Below are 15,831 nucleotides of genomic sequence, written 5' to 3'. Positions count from 1 at the left end.
GGTGGTGTAAAAATCTCTTTTTAGTGCACTCTGGGGAATATATTTTGACATTCGAATTTTGCGTTATTTATATCTCAGTAAAGTAATTAATTCCCTTTTATTTCGGCAATTATCGCGACATAAAGTTTTAGCACGTGAATGCAATGCAACATTAAGTGCAATATCCGTGTTAGGCTAGGGTGTAACCGACGTACTGGTGCGCAAATACTTGGATAGAAACACCGGCTTGTGGTGAGCCTTCCCTAGTCCACGCTTTGCGCCTACATCGATCGAAATGGCGCACATGACTATCACTCGACTTCCGAAACGCATTCATGCTCTTTCGCTTGCAGCCGCTTTAGGTGCAAGCGCTTTTGTGCTTCCTGGCGCCTCCGCAGTAGAGGCTGAAGCAATTAACGTGAATGATTGCCTGGCGGCTCTGGTTAATAGCGAATTTAATTCAAGCTGCCCCTACGAAGACCTTGAAATTGAGGTCGATACCATTGAGATTCAGATTCAGTCCATCAAGGACGGTCAGGCAACCATTAAGCTCGCGCCCCTCTATGAGGGCGGCTACGTGGGCGATGCCTCTAGGGTGTACCTGGTAATGCAGTACTACGACGCCACTGGCACGTTGCTTGGGTCTGACACCTACGAGCCCTCCGCAATGCAGGTTGAGCGTGCGGACGACGGCTCGATGCTCGTCACCTTTGAGATGCCGCAGATGCCCCAGGAGGGCTACTACTCCATGAGCGTCATGGACCTGACGACCTCTGACGAGGGCTATGGCGAATTCATGATTTCTGAGGGTTCCCTCGTTCCGCACGCTATCCCGATTGGGGATGACTCTGACGAGGTGATGGTGGACAAGAAGGAAAACGCCCACCAGGTGCCGACCATTGACGAGCTGAAGACGATGGAAAAGCTCCGTGAAGAGGAGCAGAAGAACCAGCAGGATGCAGATCAGAAGGGTAGCAAGGATAAGGTTAAGACTGAGGTGCCTTCCGAGTCTGCTGAAAACCTGAACCTCGAAACCCATACGCAGAAGCTGGAGCAGGTCCCCGGCGGATCGACCTCTTCTCGCGATACTCAGACCCTGAGTGTTGCGGAGCTGAAGGTCGCCTATGCTGAGGTTCGCTCTGATAAGGAAACCAAGCCGGTGACTATCAGTGCAGCGCGTCTGCCCGCGAATGCGGCTGGCTACGACCTAATCGTGGTTGAAACCGATATGAGTGGCAACCATAAGGGTGATGCGCTGTCCATTACACACATCAGCTCTGATCGCATCGTGAATGGCGCGTTCAAGGAAGAGGTTGGCATGCCCGGCTCTCTGCTGAAGACCGGCTCGGTGTACACCGCCTACCTGGTGCGTGCGGACGATACTGAGTATGCGGAAGAAGTTGTCTCGGTGCGATTCAAGGTCAGTGGCGAGGCGACCGGCAACTCAACCTCCTTGACGAAGGATGAGTCGCCCCGCCAGGATGCAAACGCATCGCTTACGCCCAGCGCCAATACAGCCGAGGCGACCGGCGCCACTCAGGGTAGCCCCTCCGCTGCTACTAACGCCGTCTCGACTCGTTCTGATGACACCCAGTCGGGCTCGGGTCAGTCTGCCGCGAGCGCACCCCGCTCCACTCTGGATGCGGTGAGCGCCATGTCCAAGGCTAAGGAAGCGAAGGCTGAGCGTCAGCGTCAGGCTTTGCAGACTTTGGCTCAGGCGCGCACGGTAGCTCCGCGTTCGGCTTTTGAACCGACCCGCACCAATCAGATTTCGGCGTACAGTTCGGGTTCTGACCCGGCATCTATCGCTGCTACCGCGAAGCTGGATGCTTTGACGGATGAAGAAAAGGCAGCGTCGGCAGCTTCTGGTAATGGCAATAAGGGTTTCACCCCCGTGGTTCATTCGGAATCTAATAATCGTTCCGCTACGGTGAACTCGAATACCACCCAGGTGCACTCCAACGCGAATGCTGATCGTCAGGATGGCGTGAAGGCTGTAGCTTCGGCGGCGTCTCCCGCTAGTGAAGAGGTTGCGCAGCACGGTGTAGCTTTCTGGGCTCTTGGAGGCGCCGGTTTGGCGCTGGTGGTTGGTGCCGCGTGGATGGCTCACCGCAGGGGAGTCCTCGGCGGCTAACGCCCCTAATCCGTGCTTTTTGACGGCATCGCATAGTATGTTCGTTGTTTCATGAGGAATGCTCGCCCCCGCTATCTGTTGGTGCAGATCGCGGGGGCGAGTCGTGCGTTCAGGGTGTTCAAAAAAACTCTACCCTCGCGTGAATAAACCTTAAGGTTCGTGATAGGGTTGAAATAACCGATAAATAGATGCGAGCTATTGTCAGGTCTTCACCACCTGAAATACGAAGCGGAGTATGGTACGACGAATCCGGGTACATGACGCGCCCGAAGGGCTCCACGCGGCACGTGAAGAACGAACAATAGTGCGCACATTTCCACCACGAAAAGACGCATTGCATGAGTATTTATTCAGCGAAGCACCGTATTGTCACCGCAACCATTTTGGTTGCGGGGCTTCAGTGCGGGCTTGTTGTACCCTCTGTCGCGGCGGAGGCACCCGTCACGACACACTCTGCTGTGCAAAAAACCGCCACCCTGAATGCGACCCCGAACCAGGCTGAAGACAACCAGCAGGTGCAGGGTGCAGCCTCCACCATCACCATGAAGGCGCAGCTCAAGGATGGCGGCTATCTTCTACGTTGGACGGGTTTCCCTAAAGATCTGGAGGCCTCCAGCGTTCTGGTTGACGTGAACTTCTACACCCCTTCCGGTGAGTACGGTGGCTCCGTCCTGGAAAGCCCGACCCTAACTGAGGGGACCAGGGAGGGGGAGTTTCGCCTCCGGATGAGCCCGGCGACGGACTCAAACGTCGTGTACGTAATCGTTCTGGAGGATACCGCGCACGGTGTCTCCTACGAATTTTTTGTGACCGCGCGGGGGAACCGCCTGGTTGAGACTGCTGACCCGCGCAACGGTAAGGCAAAGCCCACCGAACCTTCGGTCGATATTGAGCGTGAAGAAGCAGAAACCGCTGACGCAACTGTTACCCCAAGTCCCGAGGCGGTAAACCTGCCTTCGCCGACCGCTACGTCATCCACCGATGCGAACGGTGACACGGTTCGCCGTACCGTAGACAACCCGCAGAACAAGGATTCTGGTCAGTATGTTGTCTCCGAAGACAATAGCGTGTATGACCCGATGAACCAGCGCAAGGGCAAGGCGCACCTGTCCATTCAGGACTCGCAGGGTGACTCTCAGGATGATACGAAGCCTGTCACGGTCCGTGCCACGAACTTCCCTCAGAATGACAAGGGTTACGACCTGATCGTCATGGAAATCGACTCCAACGGCAACACCGTGGGTGACGCGCTCGCCATTGTGCACGTTAGTCCGGAATCGATTTCTGCGGGCGCTTTCGAAGCGGTGATTGGTGTGCCCGGTGCGTCCTTACAGATTGGTAAGACGTACCTGGTGGCGGCTTTTGATGCTGCCGGTGACGGTAACCTTCAGCTCAATACGGTGCGTTTTACGGTGACTCAGGCATCCTCTGAGGGTGGCGGATCATCGTCCGGTCCTTCGTCTAAGAGTGAGGGGAAGCCGGTTGCGGCTTCTTCCGCCTCTCCTTCGACTGCCTCTGAGACTGCGAACGCATCCGGCGCGAAGGCACCCGCTGCGGGTTCTACGTCTAAGACCCGCGGTATTCAGGCTGATACCGCTATGGCTCCGGGTACTAATGACGCCACGATTTCTATTCCGCGCGCTGCCGGTAGCCCTGCCACCGCGTCTTCCTCGGCGCTGGGGTACCGCACCGGGGAGGCGCAGCCTGTTGAGGTGGCGACCCCCGAGTCTAATTTGCCCTCGGGTACCGATTCGGCGGCTCAGTCTCGCCGTGCCGCGATTCTGAACGGTTCTTCCTCTCAGGTTCGTACTGATCCCGGATCGCCGAACGGTGTGAAGGCAACGGAGGCGCAGATTACCCGCAACATGGATAAGAGTTCGCCTCTTCTGCCGATTTTGGTGACCCTGGGCGGTGGCCTGATTCTTGGTGCTCTGGGCATGTCACGCATGCATACCTCGAAGAAGGATTAGTCGCGTAGGGGGTGGGGGAGTAGCGGCCCCTGTTGCCTGTTGAGGGGGTATTGCCCTGTCGGTGTGCTGTGGGGTGGTTTGTCACAAAACGGTTTCTTGGAACCTGATGTTGAGAAATACTCACGCTATCGATATAGTAAGCCTGTCCTAACAGTGTCGATAGTATGGATACACACCAATGAAGATTTTCACATCTGGCACCCGCCTCTCCAAGGGAGCCTGCGCCCTCGCTGTCGCTGGCGCTGTCGCCCTGCCCCTGGCACCCGTTCTCGCCGAGAACATTAATATCGCTGCCCAGAACGTTGCCGCACAGAACGTCGCTGCAGGCGACCAGGCAACTGCAGGCGCATCCTTCGGCTGGGGCGTGCGCGCCTCCTTCCTGTCCTACAACGGTATGCCCCGCGAAATGACCGACGGCGCCGCCTGGGACGCAACCGCAAAGCAGTTCACCTTCACCCCGACCTCCACCACCGTCTCCGAAGACGGCAAGCAGGTCACCCTGCAGGCAGCCGGCCGCCTCTGGTTCACCGGCCACTGCGCTGAAGGCCAGGACCCCGAAACCGGTTGCGCCCTGAACCTCACCTTCTCCAACCCCCGCGTGGAACTGAACCTTGCTGACGGCACCGGCTCCCTCTACATGACCGTGCGCACCAAAAACTACGCCTCCGGCAAGTTCGAGGGCCCCATGGAAGTCAAGATGGCGACCCTGAGCACCGGCACCGCCAAGCAGAGCGAGAAGGACGGTGTGGTCAGCATCAGCGGCATCTCCGCGAACCTGACCGCCGACGGTAACCACGCCTTCTCCGACTTCTACAACGAAGGCGCCAGCCTCGACCCGCTGAGCATCTCCTACAACGGTAGCGCAGCTAACACCCCCAAGAGCGCCTACAGCGTCGCTGAGTCCTACAACACCGGTGCGGGCGTGAACCTGCCCCAGAACACCGCACGTCTGGGCCAGAACCACATCGTGCACGTGGCACCCCCGAGCTTCGGCGGCGACACCACCTACACCGTGCTGACCAGCTCCAACCTGAAGATGACCGACACCGGCGTCCTGAAGGCCAACAAGGGCGTTTTCGCGGTGGATGCTGACGGCAACCGCATGCTCGTCATCAACAGTGAGACCAACAAGCCCGAGCTGTACACCGTAACCGCCGAAGGTAAGCTCGTCTCCTCCGGCACCTACTCCGACGCAGACCTCGGCACCACCACCGTCAAGGCAATCGGCTACAACCCCGCCAACAACACCTGGGGCATCGTCAGCATTGACGGCCAGGGCGGCGGCAAGCTGACCATCATTGATGCATCCGGCAAGGCAACCTCGCAGGCTCTGCCGAAGCCCGACTCTATCGACCCGCAGGTTGTGAACGCATACTCGCTCGACGAGTACTACGGCGACTCGTTCTCCAACAACACCGTGACCCTCGCACCGCTGCCCGACGGCAGCTTCGTGTACGCGCCGTCGACTTCCATCTACGATGCGGCCGGCGAAAAGGCGGTTCAGAAGGGTCACCTGCTGCACATGAGCAGCAACGGCGTGTCCCTGGTGCCGAACTCTTCACCCGCAGGCTACGACACCGCCCTGCCCTCGACCCTGGTCAGCCCCAAGGGCTACATTTACCGTTGGAACAACTGGTACGGCGGTAAGGTGCAGATCCTCAAGTACGAGAACGGCACTTTCAGCGTGGTCCGCGAGTCCGCAACTCTTGAGGGCTTCGAGAAGACCGAGGTTGCCACCATGTTCCTGACCCGTGCGGGCAACGTGGTTGTGGTGGACGCATCCGGCTCCCGCCTGGTGTTCATGGACGAGACCCTGAACAAGGTGAACGAGGTGGTTCTCTCCTCGATGCGTAAGACCGACAAGAGCGGCGGCTACAACGCTCTCGAGCTGCCCAACGGCGATATTATCTACCCAACCAGCTTCGAGAACCCGAACACCTATGAGGATCAGCTGTGGCTGAACCGCCTGGCAGCGAACTCGGCACCGGAACAGACCCCGGCACCCGAGCCCACTAAGTCTGCTGAGCCTACCGTCGCTCCCACCGTAGCTCCGACCGTGGCACCGACTGCTGAGCCGACTGTCGCGCCTTCTGCTGAGCCTACCGTGACTGCAGAGCCGACTGTTGCTCCGACCGAGGCACCGACCGCAGAGCCCACTAAGTCCGCTGAGCCGACCGTTGTGCCCACCGAGGTACCCTCTGCTGAGCCGACCGTTGCTCCCACCGCGGAGCCCACCGTGGCACCGACTGTCGCGCCTTCTGCTGAGCCCTCGGCAACCGCAGAACCCACCGCGGAGCCTTCGGCAACGGCTGAGCCCACCAAGACTGCAGAACCGACTGCTGAGCCCACCAAGACTGCAGAACCCACCGTAGCGCCTTCGGAAGAGCCCACCTCGCCGTCTCTGCCGACCGCGTCCGTGGCGCCTTCTGTTGCCCCGAGTGCTTCTGCAATTCCGAGTGCATCTGTGAGCGCATCCCCGACCGCGGTTCCGAGCGTTCCCGCCGTGACCCCCTCGGTGAGCGCCTCTGCATCGGCGTCTGCTAGTGCATCTGCTTCTTCGAGCGCTTCTGCAAGTGTATCGAGCTCCGCAAGCAGCTCCAGCAGTGCATCGGTGACCGCATCGGCTAGCGAGTCTGCATCTGCGAGTGCATCCGCGTCCGCGAGCGCTTCCGCAAGTGAGTCTGCATCCGCGAGCGCTTCTGCTTCTGAGAGCAGCACCGCTGACCAGAACGCAGCCGGCCACAAGGGTGGCTCCAACGGCGGTTCTGACGCAGGTTCCGGCGCCTCCGACAACTTGGGTGTGAGCGGCTCCAACGGCGGTTCCTCTAACGGTGGTTCTTCCGCAGGTGGTTCCTCGACCTCCGGTAGCTCCTCCTCGAAGCTGGCACAGACCGGCGCATCCGGCGCTATGTTCGCCGCAGCAGCTGGTGCTATCACCCTGGCTGCGGGTACCGCACTGGTCGTGGCTCGCCGCCGCAAGAGCTAAAATTTAGCCTTCGTGCAACACCCCGCTTCGCCACTCGTGTTCATGAGTGGGGGAGCGGGGTGTTCCTTTCATACAATGGAAATATGACTATTCTGAATGTAATCGCAACTTCGCACGGCACTGACTCGGTCGCCGGTCGTGAAGCTATCACGCTGATTCGTGAGCAGATCAAGTTCCTGCTTGCCCAGCGTAACGATGGTATGGAGTACCGTGTTCACGCCGCATACGTGGATGTGGAATCTCCCAGCGTTGATGACGCCGCAGCCTCCCTGCCTAAGGATGAGCCCTGCGTTATTGTGCCGATTCTGCTGTCGACTGGCTTCCACACTCAGGTGGATTTGCGCCGTGCCGCACGCAATAGCGGTATTGAGCGTATTAGTATTGGTGAGTCTCTGGGCCCGGATGCGCGCCTTGCCGCGCTGACCCGCGCCCGTTTGGAGGAAGCTGGCTGGACTCCCGGCGACGGCCCTGTGGTTCAGGGTGCTGCCGGTTCTTCTCGTGCTGATGGTCGTGCGGACATGAGCCGTGCCGCTGAGCTGCTGGCTGAGGAGTTGCACGTTCCGGTGCATCACGGCTTCGTTGCCGCGATTGATCCGAAGTTCCACGAGGTGGTTGCTGAGCATCAGCCTAAGTTTGCCGCGACCTACCTGCTGGCGGAGGGGTTCTTCGCCGGTAAGATGCGCCGTGATGCTGAGTCGACCGGTGTGCCGGTGAAGGTTGCCGCGCCGCTGGTGAACGCGCAGGGTGGCGCTTCTGCTGCCGTGGTGGCGGAGTGCTTTATTGACCGCATGGATGCCGCTATTGCGCAGCTGGATGCCGCCTAGATGACTTAAAATCAGGCTAGTGCGCTCGCTGTTCACTCGCCTGATGAGAGGCTTCTGAAAACCCATACAAAAAACCTCGGGACGTTATGTTCCCGAGGTTTTTGTGTTGCTGTGTTTGAGAGCCGTAGACGGCTGAGTGCTTAGGCGGTCTTGAGGTAGACGTCGCCGTCGCGGACCTCTACGGGGTAGACCTTGATGGAGTAGGAGGGGTCAGAGACGCACTCGCCGGTGGTCAGGTCGTAGACCTCCTTGTAGAGGGGGGAGGTGATGGTGGGGTTGCCGTTCTTTTCACCGACGATGCCGCGTGCGAGGACCAGTGCCTGGCTGTGCGGGTCGAGGTGGTCGCCGGCGAAGATGCCGTGCTTGGTCTTGTAGATGGCGTACTGGTAGCCGTCGATCAGGGCGACTTCACCCCAGTTTTCTTCGAGGTCAGATTCGGCGCAGATGCGTACCCAGTTCTCAGCCATGGGGGTTTCCTTTCGAAGTGGTGGTCTGCGCCGCGCGGGGTGCAGGACACAATAGCGGTTCGTGTGTTCTTTGTTTGGAGTTTACCTTATGAAACCCACATTTGGAAATGGGGCACGCGGAGGGTGCTAAAGGTTATTTTTACCCTAAAACTCAAGCCTGATTTTTGTAGATTAGCCTTACCTAATTTAATTTCAGGTAAGGTAAGAATACCCTATTTCAGCCCGATATTCCGCGGATTTTTTAGAAAATTTTCCCAAAAAATGCGGATTTTCGATGCCTCGACCCCGCGCTAGAGTGTACGATAAAAGTCGTAGTTTAAAACGCCTTTTGACTGCCTGAAGAAAACAACATAATCCCACACAAAAATGTTTCGTAATTTTCAGATGCATTCTAAAGAAGCGGGCGCTCCAACTACTCGGTACGCATCAGGTACGAGCCCAACGGTACGGAAACTAGGAGTTCCAATGCCGGGCACGATCCAGCCGCACACTGAGGGTAGATAAGTGCCATGAACTACCTGCATTACAACTAGGAAGGAAAATCCATGTCGCACACCCCCCGCAACATTCTCGTTGTCGGCGCAGGCCCCGCTGCGTGGCGTTTTGTACGCGCGTACCACGAAGGCGCTGAAGCTGCCGGTCGCGCAGCGGACACCATCACCGTCCTCAACGATGAGCCCTACATCCCCTACGACCGCGTTGCTATCGAGAAGATTTTCAAGGACACCGAGAAGGACCTGACCCTCGGTGACCCCGAACTGTGGAATGCAGAGAACATCAACCTGGTCAACAACTGCCACGCAGAGAAGCTTGACCGCACCCGCCGCGTTGTTACCGACACCGAGGGCAACGAGTACCCCTACGATGTGCTGGTCTTCGCAACCGGTTCCCGCGCGGTTCGTATCCCCATTCTTAACTCGGACGCTGCACACGTCTTCCGCACCATTGACGACGTGAAGAACATGGTCTCCGAGGTTAACCGCCTGCAGGACACCCTCGGCCGCGCACCCCGCGGTATTGTCGTCGGTGGCGGTCTGCTCGGCCTCGAAGCAGCTGAGGGTCTGAAGGACCTGGGCGCAGAGCCCACCATCCTGGATGTGGCTCCCTGGCTGCTTTCCGTTGAGGTTGACCAGGGTGGCGGTTACGCCGTGAACGCCCAGATTAAGGCAACCGGCATTGAGATTGAGACCGGCGTGTACATCTCCGGCATCAACAAGGATGCTGACGGCAACGTCGTCTCCGTCTCCATCGCAGATTCTCCCTCTGAGGATGCAGAAATCCGCACCCTGCCCGCCGACATGGTGGTCTTCGGTGCCGGTATTCGCCCCAACGACGAGCTGGCACGCGACGCCGACCTGGCACTGGGCGAGCGCGGCGGTATTCTCGTCAACGACGCATGCCACTCCTCCGACGAGCACATTTGGGCTATCGGTGAGGTCGCCTGCGTGCTGGGCCGCACCTGGGGTCTGGTCGCACCGGCTAACGCTATGGCTGATGCTGTGGCAGCTAACCTGCTCAACGACAACGAAGAAGCTCAGGTTGAAGAGTTCGACATCGCAACCAAGCTGAAGTTCTCCGGCGTTCAGGTGGCTGGCTTCGGTGACCGCCGCGGCACCACCGAGGGCTGCCTCGAGGTTCTGTTCGCAGACCCCGCACGCGGTATGTACCAGAAGATCGTGACCAGCGGCGACGCAAAGACCCTGCTCGGTGGCGTGTTCGTCGGTGACACCGCTCCCTTCGACTCCCTCAAGCCCCTGCTCGGCCGCGAACTGCCCGCTGAACCGAACGTTTACCTGACCGCAGCTGGCGGCGGCGACGGCATCCCCGACACCGAACTGCCCGACGACGCAATCCTGTGTTCCTGCAACAACATCAGCTTCGGTGCCGTCCGTGAGGCTATCGCAGACGGCAACCACGATGTTGCATCGCTGAAGTCCTGCACCACCGCGGGTACCCAGTGCGGTTCCTGTGTTCCGATGCTACAGAAGACTCTGGAACAGCAGATGAAGAAGATGGGTCTGACCGTCTCCAAGGCACTGTGTGAGCACTTCGACTTCTCCCGTGCAGAGCTGGCTGAGGCTGTGCGCCTGACCAACCTGGACGACTTTGACTCCGTTCTGGCACGCTTCGGCCGCGGTGGCGACGGCTGTGCAATCTGTAAGCCGACCGTTGCGTCGATTCTCTCCTCCTTCCGCAACTCCTACGTCCTGGACGCAGGCCGCGGTGGTATTCAGGAGACCAACGACCGCGCACTGGCGAACATGCAGAAGAACGGTACCTACTCCGTCGTTCCGCGTATTCCCGCAGGTGAGATTCCCGCTAAGAAGCTGGGTGTCATCGCTGAGGTTGCTGAAGAGTTCGGCCTGTACGTGAAGATTACCGGTGCGCAGCGTATCGGTATGTTCGGTGCTCGCCTGGAGCAGCTGCCCTACATTTGGGAGCGTCTGGTGGATGCCGGCTTCGAGTCCGGTCAGGCATACGGTAAGTCCCTGCGTAACGTGAAGTCCTGCATGGGTTCGACCTGGTGCCGCTTCGGTGTTCAGGACTCCACCGGTATGGCAATTCAGCTGGAGAACCGTTACCGCGGTCTGCGTTCCCCGCACAAGTTCAAGTTCGGCGTTTCCGGTTGTAACCGTGAATGTGCTGAGGCACAGGGTAAGGACGTTGGTCTGATTGCAACCACCAACGGCTGGAACCTGTACCTGGGTGGTAACGGTGGTGCAAACCCCGCTCACGGTCGTCTCTTCGTCAAGGACGCCTCCAGCGAGGACATCATCCGCTACATTGACCGCTACCTGATGTACTACATCCGTACCGCAGACAAGCTGCAGCGTACCGCTCGCTGGCTTGAGGACCTGGATGAGGAGCACGGCGACGGTCTGGCACACCTGCAGTCCGTCCTCATTGAGGACTCCCTGGGCGTGTGCGAGGACCTGGAGCGCGACATGCAGCGTCACGTTGACTCTTACGAGGACGAGTGGGCAGCAACCCTGCGTGACGAGCGCCGCCTGCGCCGCTTCCGTGCCTTCATCAACGAGCCCAACGGCAGCGACGAGGGTTCGCACCTGTACGTGCTGGAGCGCGAGCAGATTCGCCCCGCAACCCCCGAGGAAATTGCGGCGGCAGAAGCTGGCGAGTCCGACACCGTCCTGCTGACCGGTACCAAGATTCCCGTGGGTAAGCCCAGTGACCTCAACCCGGTCCCGGCAGCATAGTATGTGCCCGAAGATTCCTCCGTTCCCGCCCCGCGAGTTCGCCACTATCGACGAAGTACTCGCGGGCGGGGCGCCCGGGCACAGCCTGGACGATAGCGTGACGGAACGCGGCATTCTTCTGCCCGGCGAGCCTGCTGAGAACCCCGGCAAGGTCTACATTGTGGGTGGCGGCCCCGGTGCCGCTGACCTGCTGACCCTGCGTGCGGCACGTGCCCTGAGCGAGGCGGACGTGGTCCTTCTGGATCACCTCGCCCCGCAGGAGTACGGCGAGTACGCACCGAACGCCCTCATCGTTGATGTGGGCAAGGTTCCCGGTAAGCACGCTGTTCCGCAGTCCCGCATTCAGCAGCTCATGATTGATTACGCGCTCTCGGGTAAGACCGTGGTGCGTTTGAAGGGCGGCGACCCGTACGTGTACGGTCGCGGCGCTGAAGAGCTGGATGCGTGCATCGCCGCCGGCCTGGAGGCTGAGGTTATCCCCGGCATTACCAGCGCCATTGCGGTTCCTGCGCGTGCTGCGATTCCGGTGACCCTGCGTAAGGTATCCTCGATTTTCACCGTCATTTCTGGTCACTCCGGCCTGTCGGAGACCGAAGTGTCGGCGGTTGAGGCGACCCTGCGTGCCCAGGGCACCGTGGTGCTGCTGATGGGCGTTCGTACCCTGCCCGATACGGTGGCGTCTCTGCTCTCTCGTGGGATTGAGGCTGACACGCCGCTGGCAACCATTGAGAACGGTTTCTCTGAGAAGGAGCGCGTGACTGTCACGACCCTTGAGAACGCTCAGGTAGATTGCGCATCGGTTAAGGCGCCGGCTATTACCGTCATCGGTGAGGTCGTGCATTATGCTCGCGATAATCAGAACCGCTTTGTGAGCGAGGTTCACGAGCGTCTGCGTGAGCGTTCCACCTCCTAGAGGCGGTGCGCCAGATAGTATTGCACGGCCCCGCATCCTTGGTTTTCCTAGTTGCCAAGGGGCGGGGCTGTTGCTGTGCCGGGTTATATTGCTACGCCGGGAGCGCCGCGGAGCAAAAACAGCGGCACAAAAACATACGAAAGCGGGGCGGGTATCAGTTGATACCCGCCCCGCTTTCGTCAGGGGTGCTGCGCTCAAATCCTAATCTTGGAGTTTAGAGTCTCAGCGCCTAGATCTTGAAATCGCTGCTGCTACCGGAACTAGAGCTACCGGAGCCGCCACCACTGGACTTGCTTGCCGAAGCCGATGAGGAGGGACCCTCAAAGACCTTGCGGAATCGGTCGCTGTACTCCGACACAAAGTACTCGCGGCTGGTCACGCGCCACTTGCCCTCGGCGTACACCACGTAAATCACGACATCCAGGGTGCTTGCCTTCTGAGGCTCACCCGTGCCCTTCTGGTAGATGGTGTATTCCTTGACAACATCCCGGCAGGGGAACGCCACAACAGCCAAATCGGAAGAGGCAAGAGCCTTCGCATCGAGATCGTCACGGATGCTCAGCTTGCTCTCGTAGTCCTTAGTCCAACCGCCCGCAGCGTAGAGCTTAGCGATAGCCTTCAGGTTGTTGACCAGACCGCTGTCAGCGCCGTGGACCAGTCCCTTGAGGTACTGCAGGTCGCCGTTGTACATCGCGGCAATGTACGCGCTCTGGTAAGCAGCCAGGGTCTTGTAGGCACCTTCGAGGGAGACGGTACGCTGAGCCACCGTATCAATGACCGGGATTGGGACGTTCTTCGCGGGGGAGGTGTCGGTCGGCTCAACATAGTGCGCAATGGCGGGCTTGTACTCGTACTTGACGTCGCCAATGTACTTCTTATAGTCCTTCAAGAACTCGTCGGACGGAATAATCTTCGCGCTGTTACGGCTTGACGAGGACGAAGACGAAGCGGATGCCGAAGCCGAGGCAGACTCAGAAGGCGAAGCCGACGCAGACGCCGAGGGGGAGGCGGAGGCGCTCGGGGAGCCGGAGAAAGTGTCGCCGGTACCGGTGGGGCGAATATCCTTGTTGAAGGCGCATCCTGCCAGGGCGAAAGCGCCGGCGGTCAGACCGCCAAAAAGGACGGTGCGGCGGGTCAATCCGTTTCGGTCGTTAGCAGAGAAGCTGGCGTGTGCACTCGGCCGGAAGGACATGGTATCTCCTGAAAGTGGTTGATTGAGGTAGCTCGCTTCACAACGCTGTGATGCGTACGAAAGGATCCGCCTCATCGTTTTGTATGGTGCGCGGTACACAGGGGGTACCGGGATACGGGTGCGCCGGAGCGTGAACTGCGGCGGTATGAAGTATCCACTTCTTACTATAGAAGACTGGTTTTAAAACTTCGTCAAAAAACCCTGGACATTGTCTTTAAGGCACAATAACCCAAAGTCGGTGAGGTGCAGGGGGAACTGTGCCTCAACGACTTTGGGCTAGCGCGTATGAAATTGGTGAGATGGGGCGGCTCTCGACCGGGGGTATTAGACCCCTGCGGATTTAGACCTTAGTGGAGCCGCGACCCGAAGAACCGCTAGAACCAGCGGAACCGGAACCTCCGGAACTAGAAGAGTCGGAAGAATCGGAAGAGCCCTTGCCGCCATTCAGATAGTCGTTGCCGATTCGCCACCACTTACCCTCGGTGTAGAGCATCACGTGCGGAATGGCTACCTGAGTAATCGCCGGTATCTTGCGTTCGGAGCCGTCCGGCTGATGGATGGCGGTGGCAGAATACTTGGCGTCTATCATGATTTCTACATAGCCGTCACCGTTCTTCAGGGCGGTTCGAGGCTCCGTATTCCGCATGGAAATGCTGCACGTGAAGTCCATGTACCAGCCGTTCTGCTCATACAGTTCCTTGACCGCCTTGACCTCGTCGATGGCGCTCTTGTCTGCCGGGTAGGTCAGCTCAATCGCCTGATCTGCATAGCGGCCATCCTTGAGTGCGGTAATCTGTGCGCTGTAGTATGCGCGCAAGGTCTCGTAGGCGCCCTGGAACGTTGGTTCCTCACGGTGCGGAACGGTCTTGAGGGGCTTAGGTACGTTCTTCGCAGGGGAAGAATCCGTTGCGGGCTGGTACTCGCCCATGTATTCGCCGGTCAGCTTCAGGGGACCGGGGTACTTTTCCCAACCCTCAACGAGTGCGTCCTCAGATACGGGTACGCGTGCCGCGCTGGACGAGCTGCTCTTAGCGCTTGCTGATGCGGTCGCCGAGGAAGTAGCGGTAGCAGACGGCGAACTAGATGCAGAAGCGGAAGCGCTCGCGGACGGGGTGGGGGAACCGATCTTAGCTTTTGCTTCTTCGCTCAACGGGCGAATGTCGGAGGCGCAACCAGCCATGAGGGTTGCCGCGCCACCGAGCAGTAGGGCGCGGCGGCTCATTAGGCGGGAAGCAACGGAACGGGTGCTCGAAGAGGGTGAGAGCATCGGTGAACTCCTTGATTATTCCCGAGGCGGGCTCGGGGCACCCGGCGGCGGGCGCGTGGTTGTATGGCGTGTTGGGTGAGGTCGTGAAAGGGGGTAAAACTTCAGGCAAATGCCGCGGTTTCAGTCCACATCCGGAAGTGACCTCGGGCGCGTACATGCTGCTGGTGGAGCGAACGGATACGCGGTGAACTCATCTTTGAGACTGCTATGTTCACACTCCGGTGAGAGGGTAGATGCTATCGAATCATCATTGATGTGTTGCACGATTCATTTTAGACTATTTTGAATTCAAAATGCACGAAAATACACCTTAGTAATCTCTGTGAGTCTATGGATCACTCAAGATATCAATCACCGTAAAGTATTGTGACTATGCTCTGTCGATGGGGAGCTATTTGATGGGAGTGGGCGCTTCGGTGAGAGGCGGCACGTATGTTAAATTAAGTGATTTCAATCATATTTATGGCCTAAAAAACGAAAGAGCCTCGTCCCAGTGTTTGCAAAAAATGGGGGATAGGGGAGGGATCGGATCAACCTTCTGAATGCGAGGAGGCCTTCAGTAGTTCAGGAGAAATACCCGATTCAATAAGGGGAAACCCGTTCGGTAATCCCCAAATATGCACTCTATTCACCCGCTATGCATTGCTGAATCATTCAGAAAAACCGGTTCCCACACGGGGTGTTGAAGAGATGAAAACGTGCAGGGGTGAATATCTAGTGGAATTACATCGGTGTTCACCCCATATCTTGTGGTTGCACTGACTGCAATCCCATGGACTCCCTCGAAAAAATTGAAACCCACTTAAAGCAACACTGGGGGAATGTAAAAACATACATCCTTAAACACGCCCGAGTGCAGGGTGAGGCAAGACCCCTTAAGCCCC

Annotated in this window: 9 protein-coding genes; 6 read left to right on the top strand and 3 right to left on the bottom strand. The window is 58.6% G+C overall.

The window, feature by feature from the left end:
* Positions 1 to 283: 283 nt before the first annotated feature.
* The 4 genes from HMPREF2765_RS08530 (at position 284) to HMPREF2765_RS08515 (ending at position 7,893) form a co-directional block, all read left to right on the top strand.
* Positions 284 to 2,113: a hypothetical protein gene (locus HMPREF2765_RS08530; protein WP_246824950.1), complete on the top strand. Its 1,830-nt coding sequence runs from the start codon at positions 284 to 286 to the stop codon at positions 2,111 to 2,113.
* A 338-nt stretch (positions 2,114 to 2,451) separates the two neighbouring features.
* On the top strand, positions 2,452 to 4,083 hold the full coding sequence (locus HMPREF2765_RS08525) for an enoyl-CoA hydratase (protein WP_070605353.1): 1,632 nt from the start codon (positions 2,452 to 2,454) through the stop codon (positions 4,081 to 4,083).
* 178 nt (positions 4,084 to 4,261) lie between these two features.
* Entirely contained in the window at positions 4,262 to 7,069 is a 2,808-nt protein-coding gene (locus HMPREF2765_RS08520) for an HtaA domain-containing protein (RefSeq protein ID WP_070605351.1), read from the top strand.
* A gap of 83 nt (positions 7,070 to 7,152) precedes the next feature.
* Entirely contained in the window at positions 7,153 to 7,893 is a 741-nt protein-coding gene (locus tag HMPREF2765_RS08515; protein WP_210390353.1) for a sirohydrochlorin chelatase, read from the top strand.
* A 140-nt stretch (positions 7,894 to 8,033) separates the two neighbouring features.
* On the opposite strand, the gene nirD is transcribed toward HMPREF2765_RS08515, so the two are convergent.
* Positions 8,034 to 8,360, bottom strand: a complete 327-nt coding sequence (gene nirD / locus HMPREF2765_RS08510) for a nitrite reductase small subunit NirD (RefSeq protein WP_070506128.1) — start codon at positions 8,358 to 8,360, stop codon at positions 8,034 to 8,036.
* Positions 8,361 to 8,905: 545 nt separating this feature from the next.
* Between nirD and nirB the strand changes: the two genes are divergently transcribed.
* A complete protein-coding gene (gene nirB, locus HMPREF2765_RS08505) occupies positions 8,906 to 11,575 on the top strand; it encodes a nitrite reductase large subunit NirB (protein ID WP_070605348.1) in 2,670 nt (889 codons plus the stop codon).
* A 1-nt stretch (position 11,576) separates the two neighbouring features.
* A complete protein-coding gene (gene cobA, locus HMPREF2765_RS08500) occupies positions 11,577 to 12,488 on the top strand; it encodes a uroporphyrinogen-III C-methyltransferase (protein ID WP_049352392.1) in 912 nt (303 codons plus the stop codon).
* A 229-nt stretch (positions 12,489 to 12,717) separates the two neighbouring features.
* Here the strand turns inward: cobA and HMPREF2765_RS08495 are convergent, their stop codons facing one another.
* On the bottom strand, positions 12,718 to 13,680 hold the full coding sequence (locus tag HMPREF2765_RS08495; RefSeq protein WP_070605346.1) for a DUF6318 family protein: 963 nt from the start codon (positions 13,678 to 13,680) through the stop codon (positions 12,718 to 12,720).
* 340 nt (positions 13,681 to 14,020) lie between these two features.
* Positions 14,021 to 14,947: a DUF6318 family protein gene (locus HMPREF2765_RS08490; RefSeq protein ID WP_049345590.1), complete on the bottom strand. Its 927-nt coding sequence runs from the start codon at positions 14,945 to 14,947 to the stop codon at positions 14,021 to 14,023.
* Between the last annotated feature and the right edge of the window lie 884 nt (positions 14,948 to 15,831).

It is taken from the genome of Rothia sp. HMSC062H08 (assembly GCF_001810775.1).
Taxonomy (GTDB): Bacteria; Actinomycetota; Actinomycetes; order Actinomycetales; family Micrococcaceae; genus Rothia.
The sequence above is the reverse complement of the archived record's forward strand: the minus strand, read 5'-3'. Positions and strand labels throughout refer to the sequence as shown.

What these genes read in the sequence shown, in the direction of transcription:
- HMPREF2765_RS08530 (WP_246824950.1), top strand. Translation starts at nt 284, where the DNA reads ATGACTATCACTCGACTTCCGAAACGCATTCATGCTCTTTCGCTTGCA.
- HMPREF2765_RS08525 (WP_070605353.1), top strand. Translation starts at nt 2,452, where the DNA reads ATGAGTATTTATTCAGCGAAGCACCGTATTGTCACCGCAACCATTTTG.
- HMPREF2765_RS08520 (WP_070605351.1), top strand. Translation starts at nt 4,262, where the DNA reads ATGAAGATTTTCACATCTGGCACCCGCCTCTCCAAGGGAGCCTGCGCC.
- HMPREF2765_RS08515 (WP_210390353.1), top strand. Translation starts at nt 7,153, where the DNA reads ATGACTATTCTGAATGTAATCGCAACTTCGCACGGCACTGACTCGGTC.
- nirD (WP_070506128.1), bottom strand. Translation starts at nt 8,360, where the DNA reads ATGGCTGAGAACTGGGTACGCATCTGCGCCGAATCTGACCTCGAAGAA.
- nirB (WP_070605348.1), top strand. Translation starts at nt 8,906, where the DNA reads ATGTCGCACACCCCCCGCAACATTCTCGTTGTCGGCGCAGGCCCCGCT.
- cobA (WP_049352392.1), top strand. Translation starts at nt 11,577, where the DNA reads ATGTGCCCGAAGATTCCTCCGTTCCCGCCCCGCGAGTTCGCCACTATC.
- HMPREF2765_RS08495 (WP_070605346.1), bottom strand. Translation starts at nt 13,680, where the DNA reads ATGTCCTTCCGGCCGAGTGCACACGCCAGCTTCTCTGCTAACGACCGA.
- HMPREF2765_RS08490 (WP_049345590.1), bottom strand. Translation starts at nt 14,947, where the DNA reads ATGCTCTCACCCTCTTCGAGCACCCGTTCCGTTGCTTCCCGCCTAATG.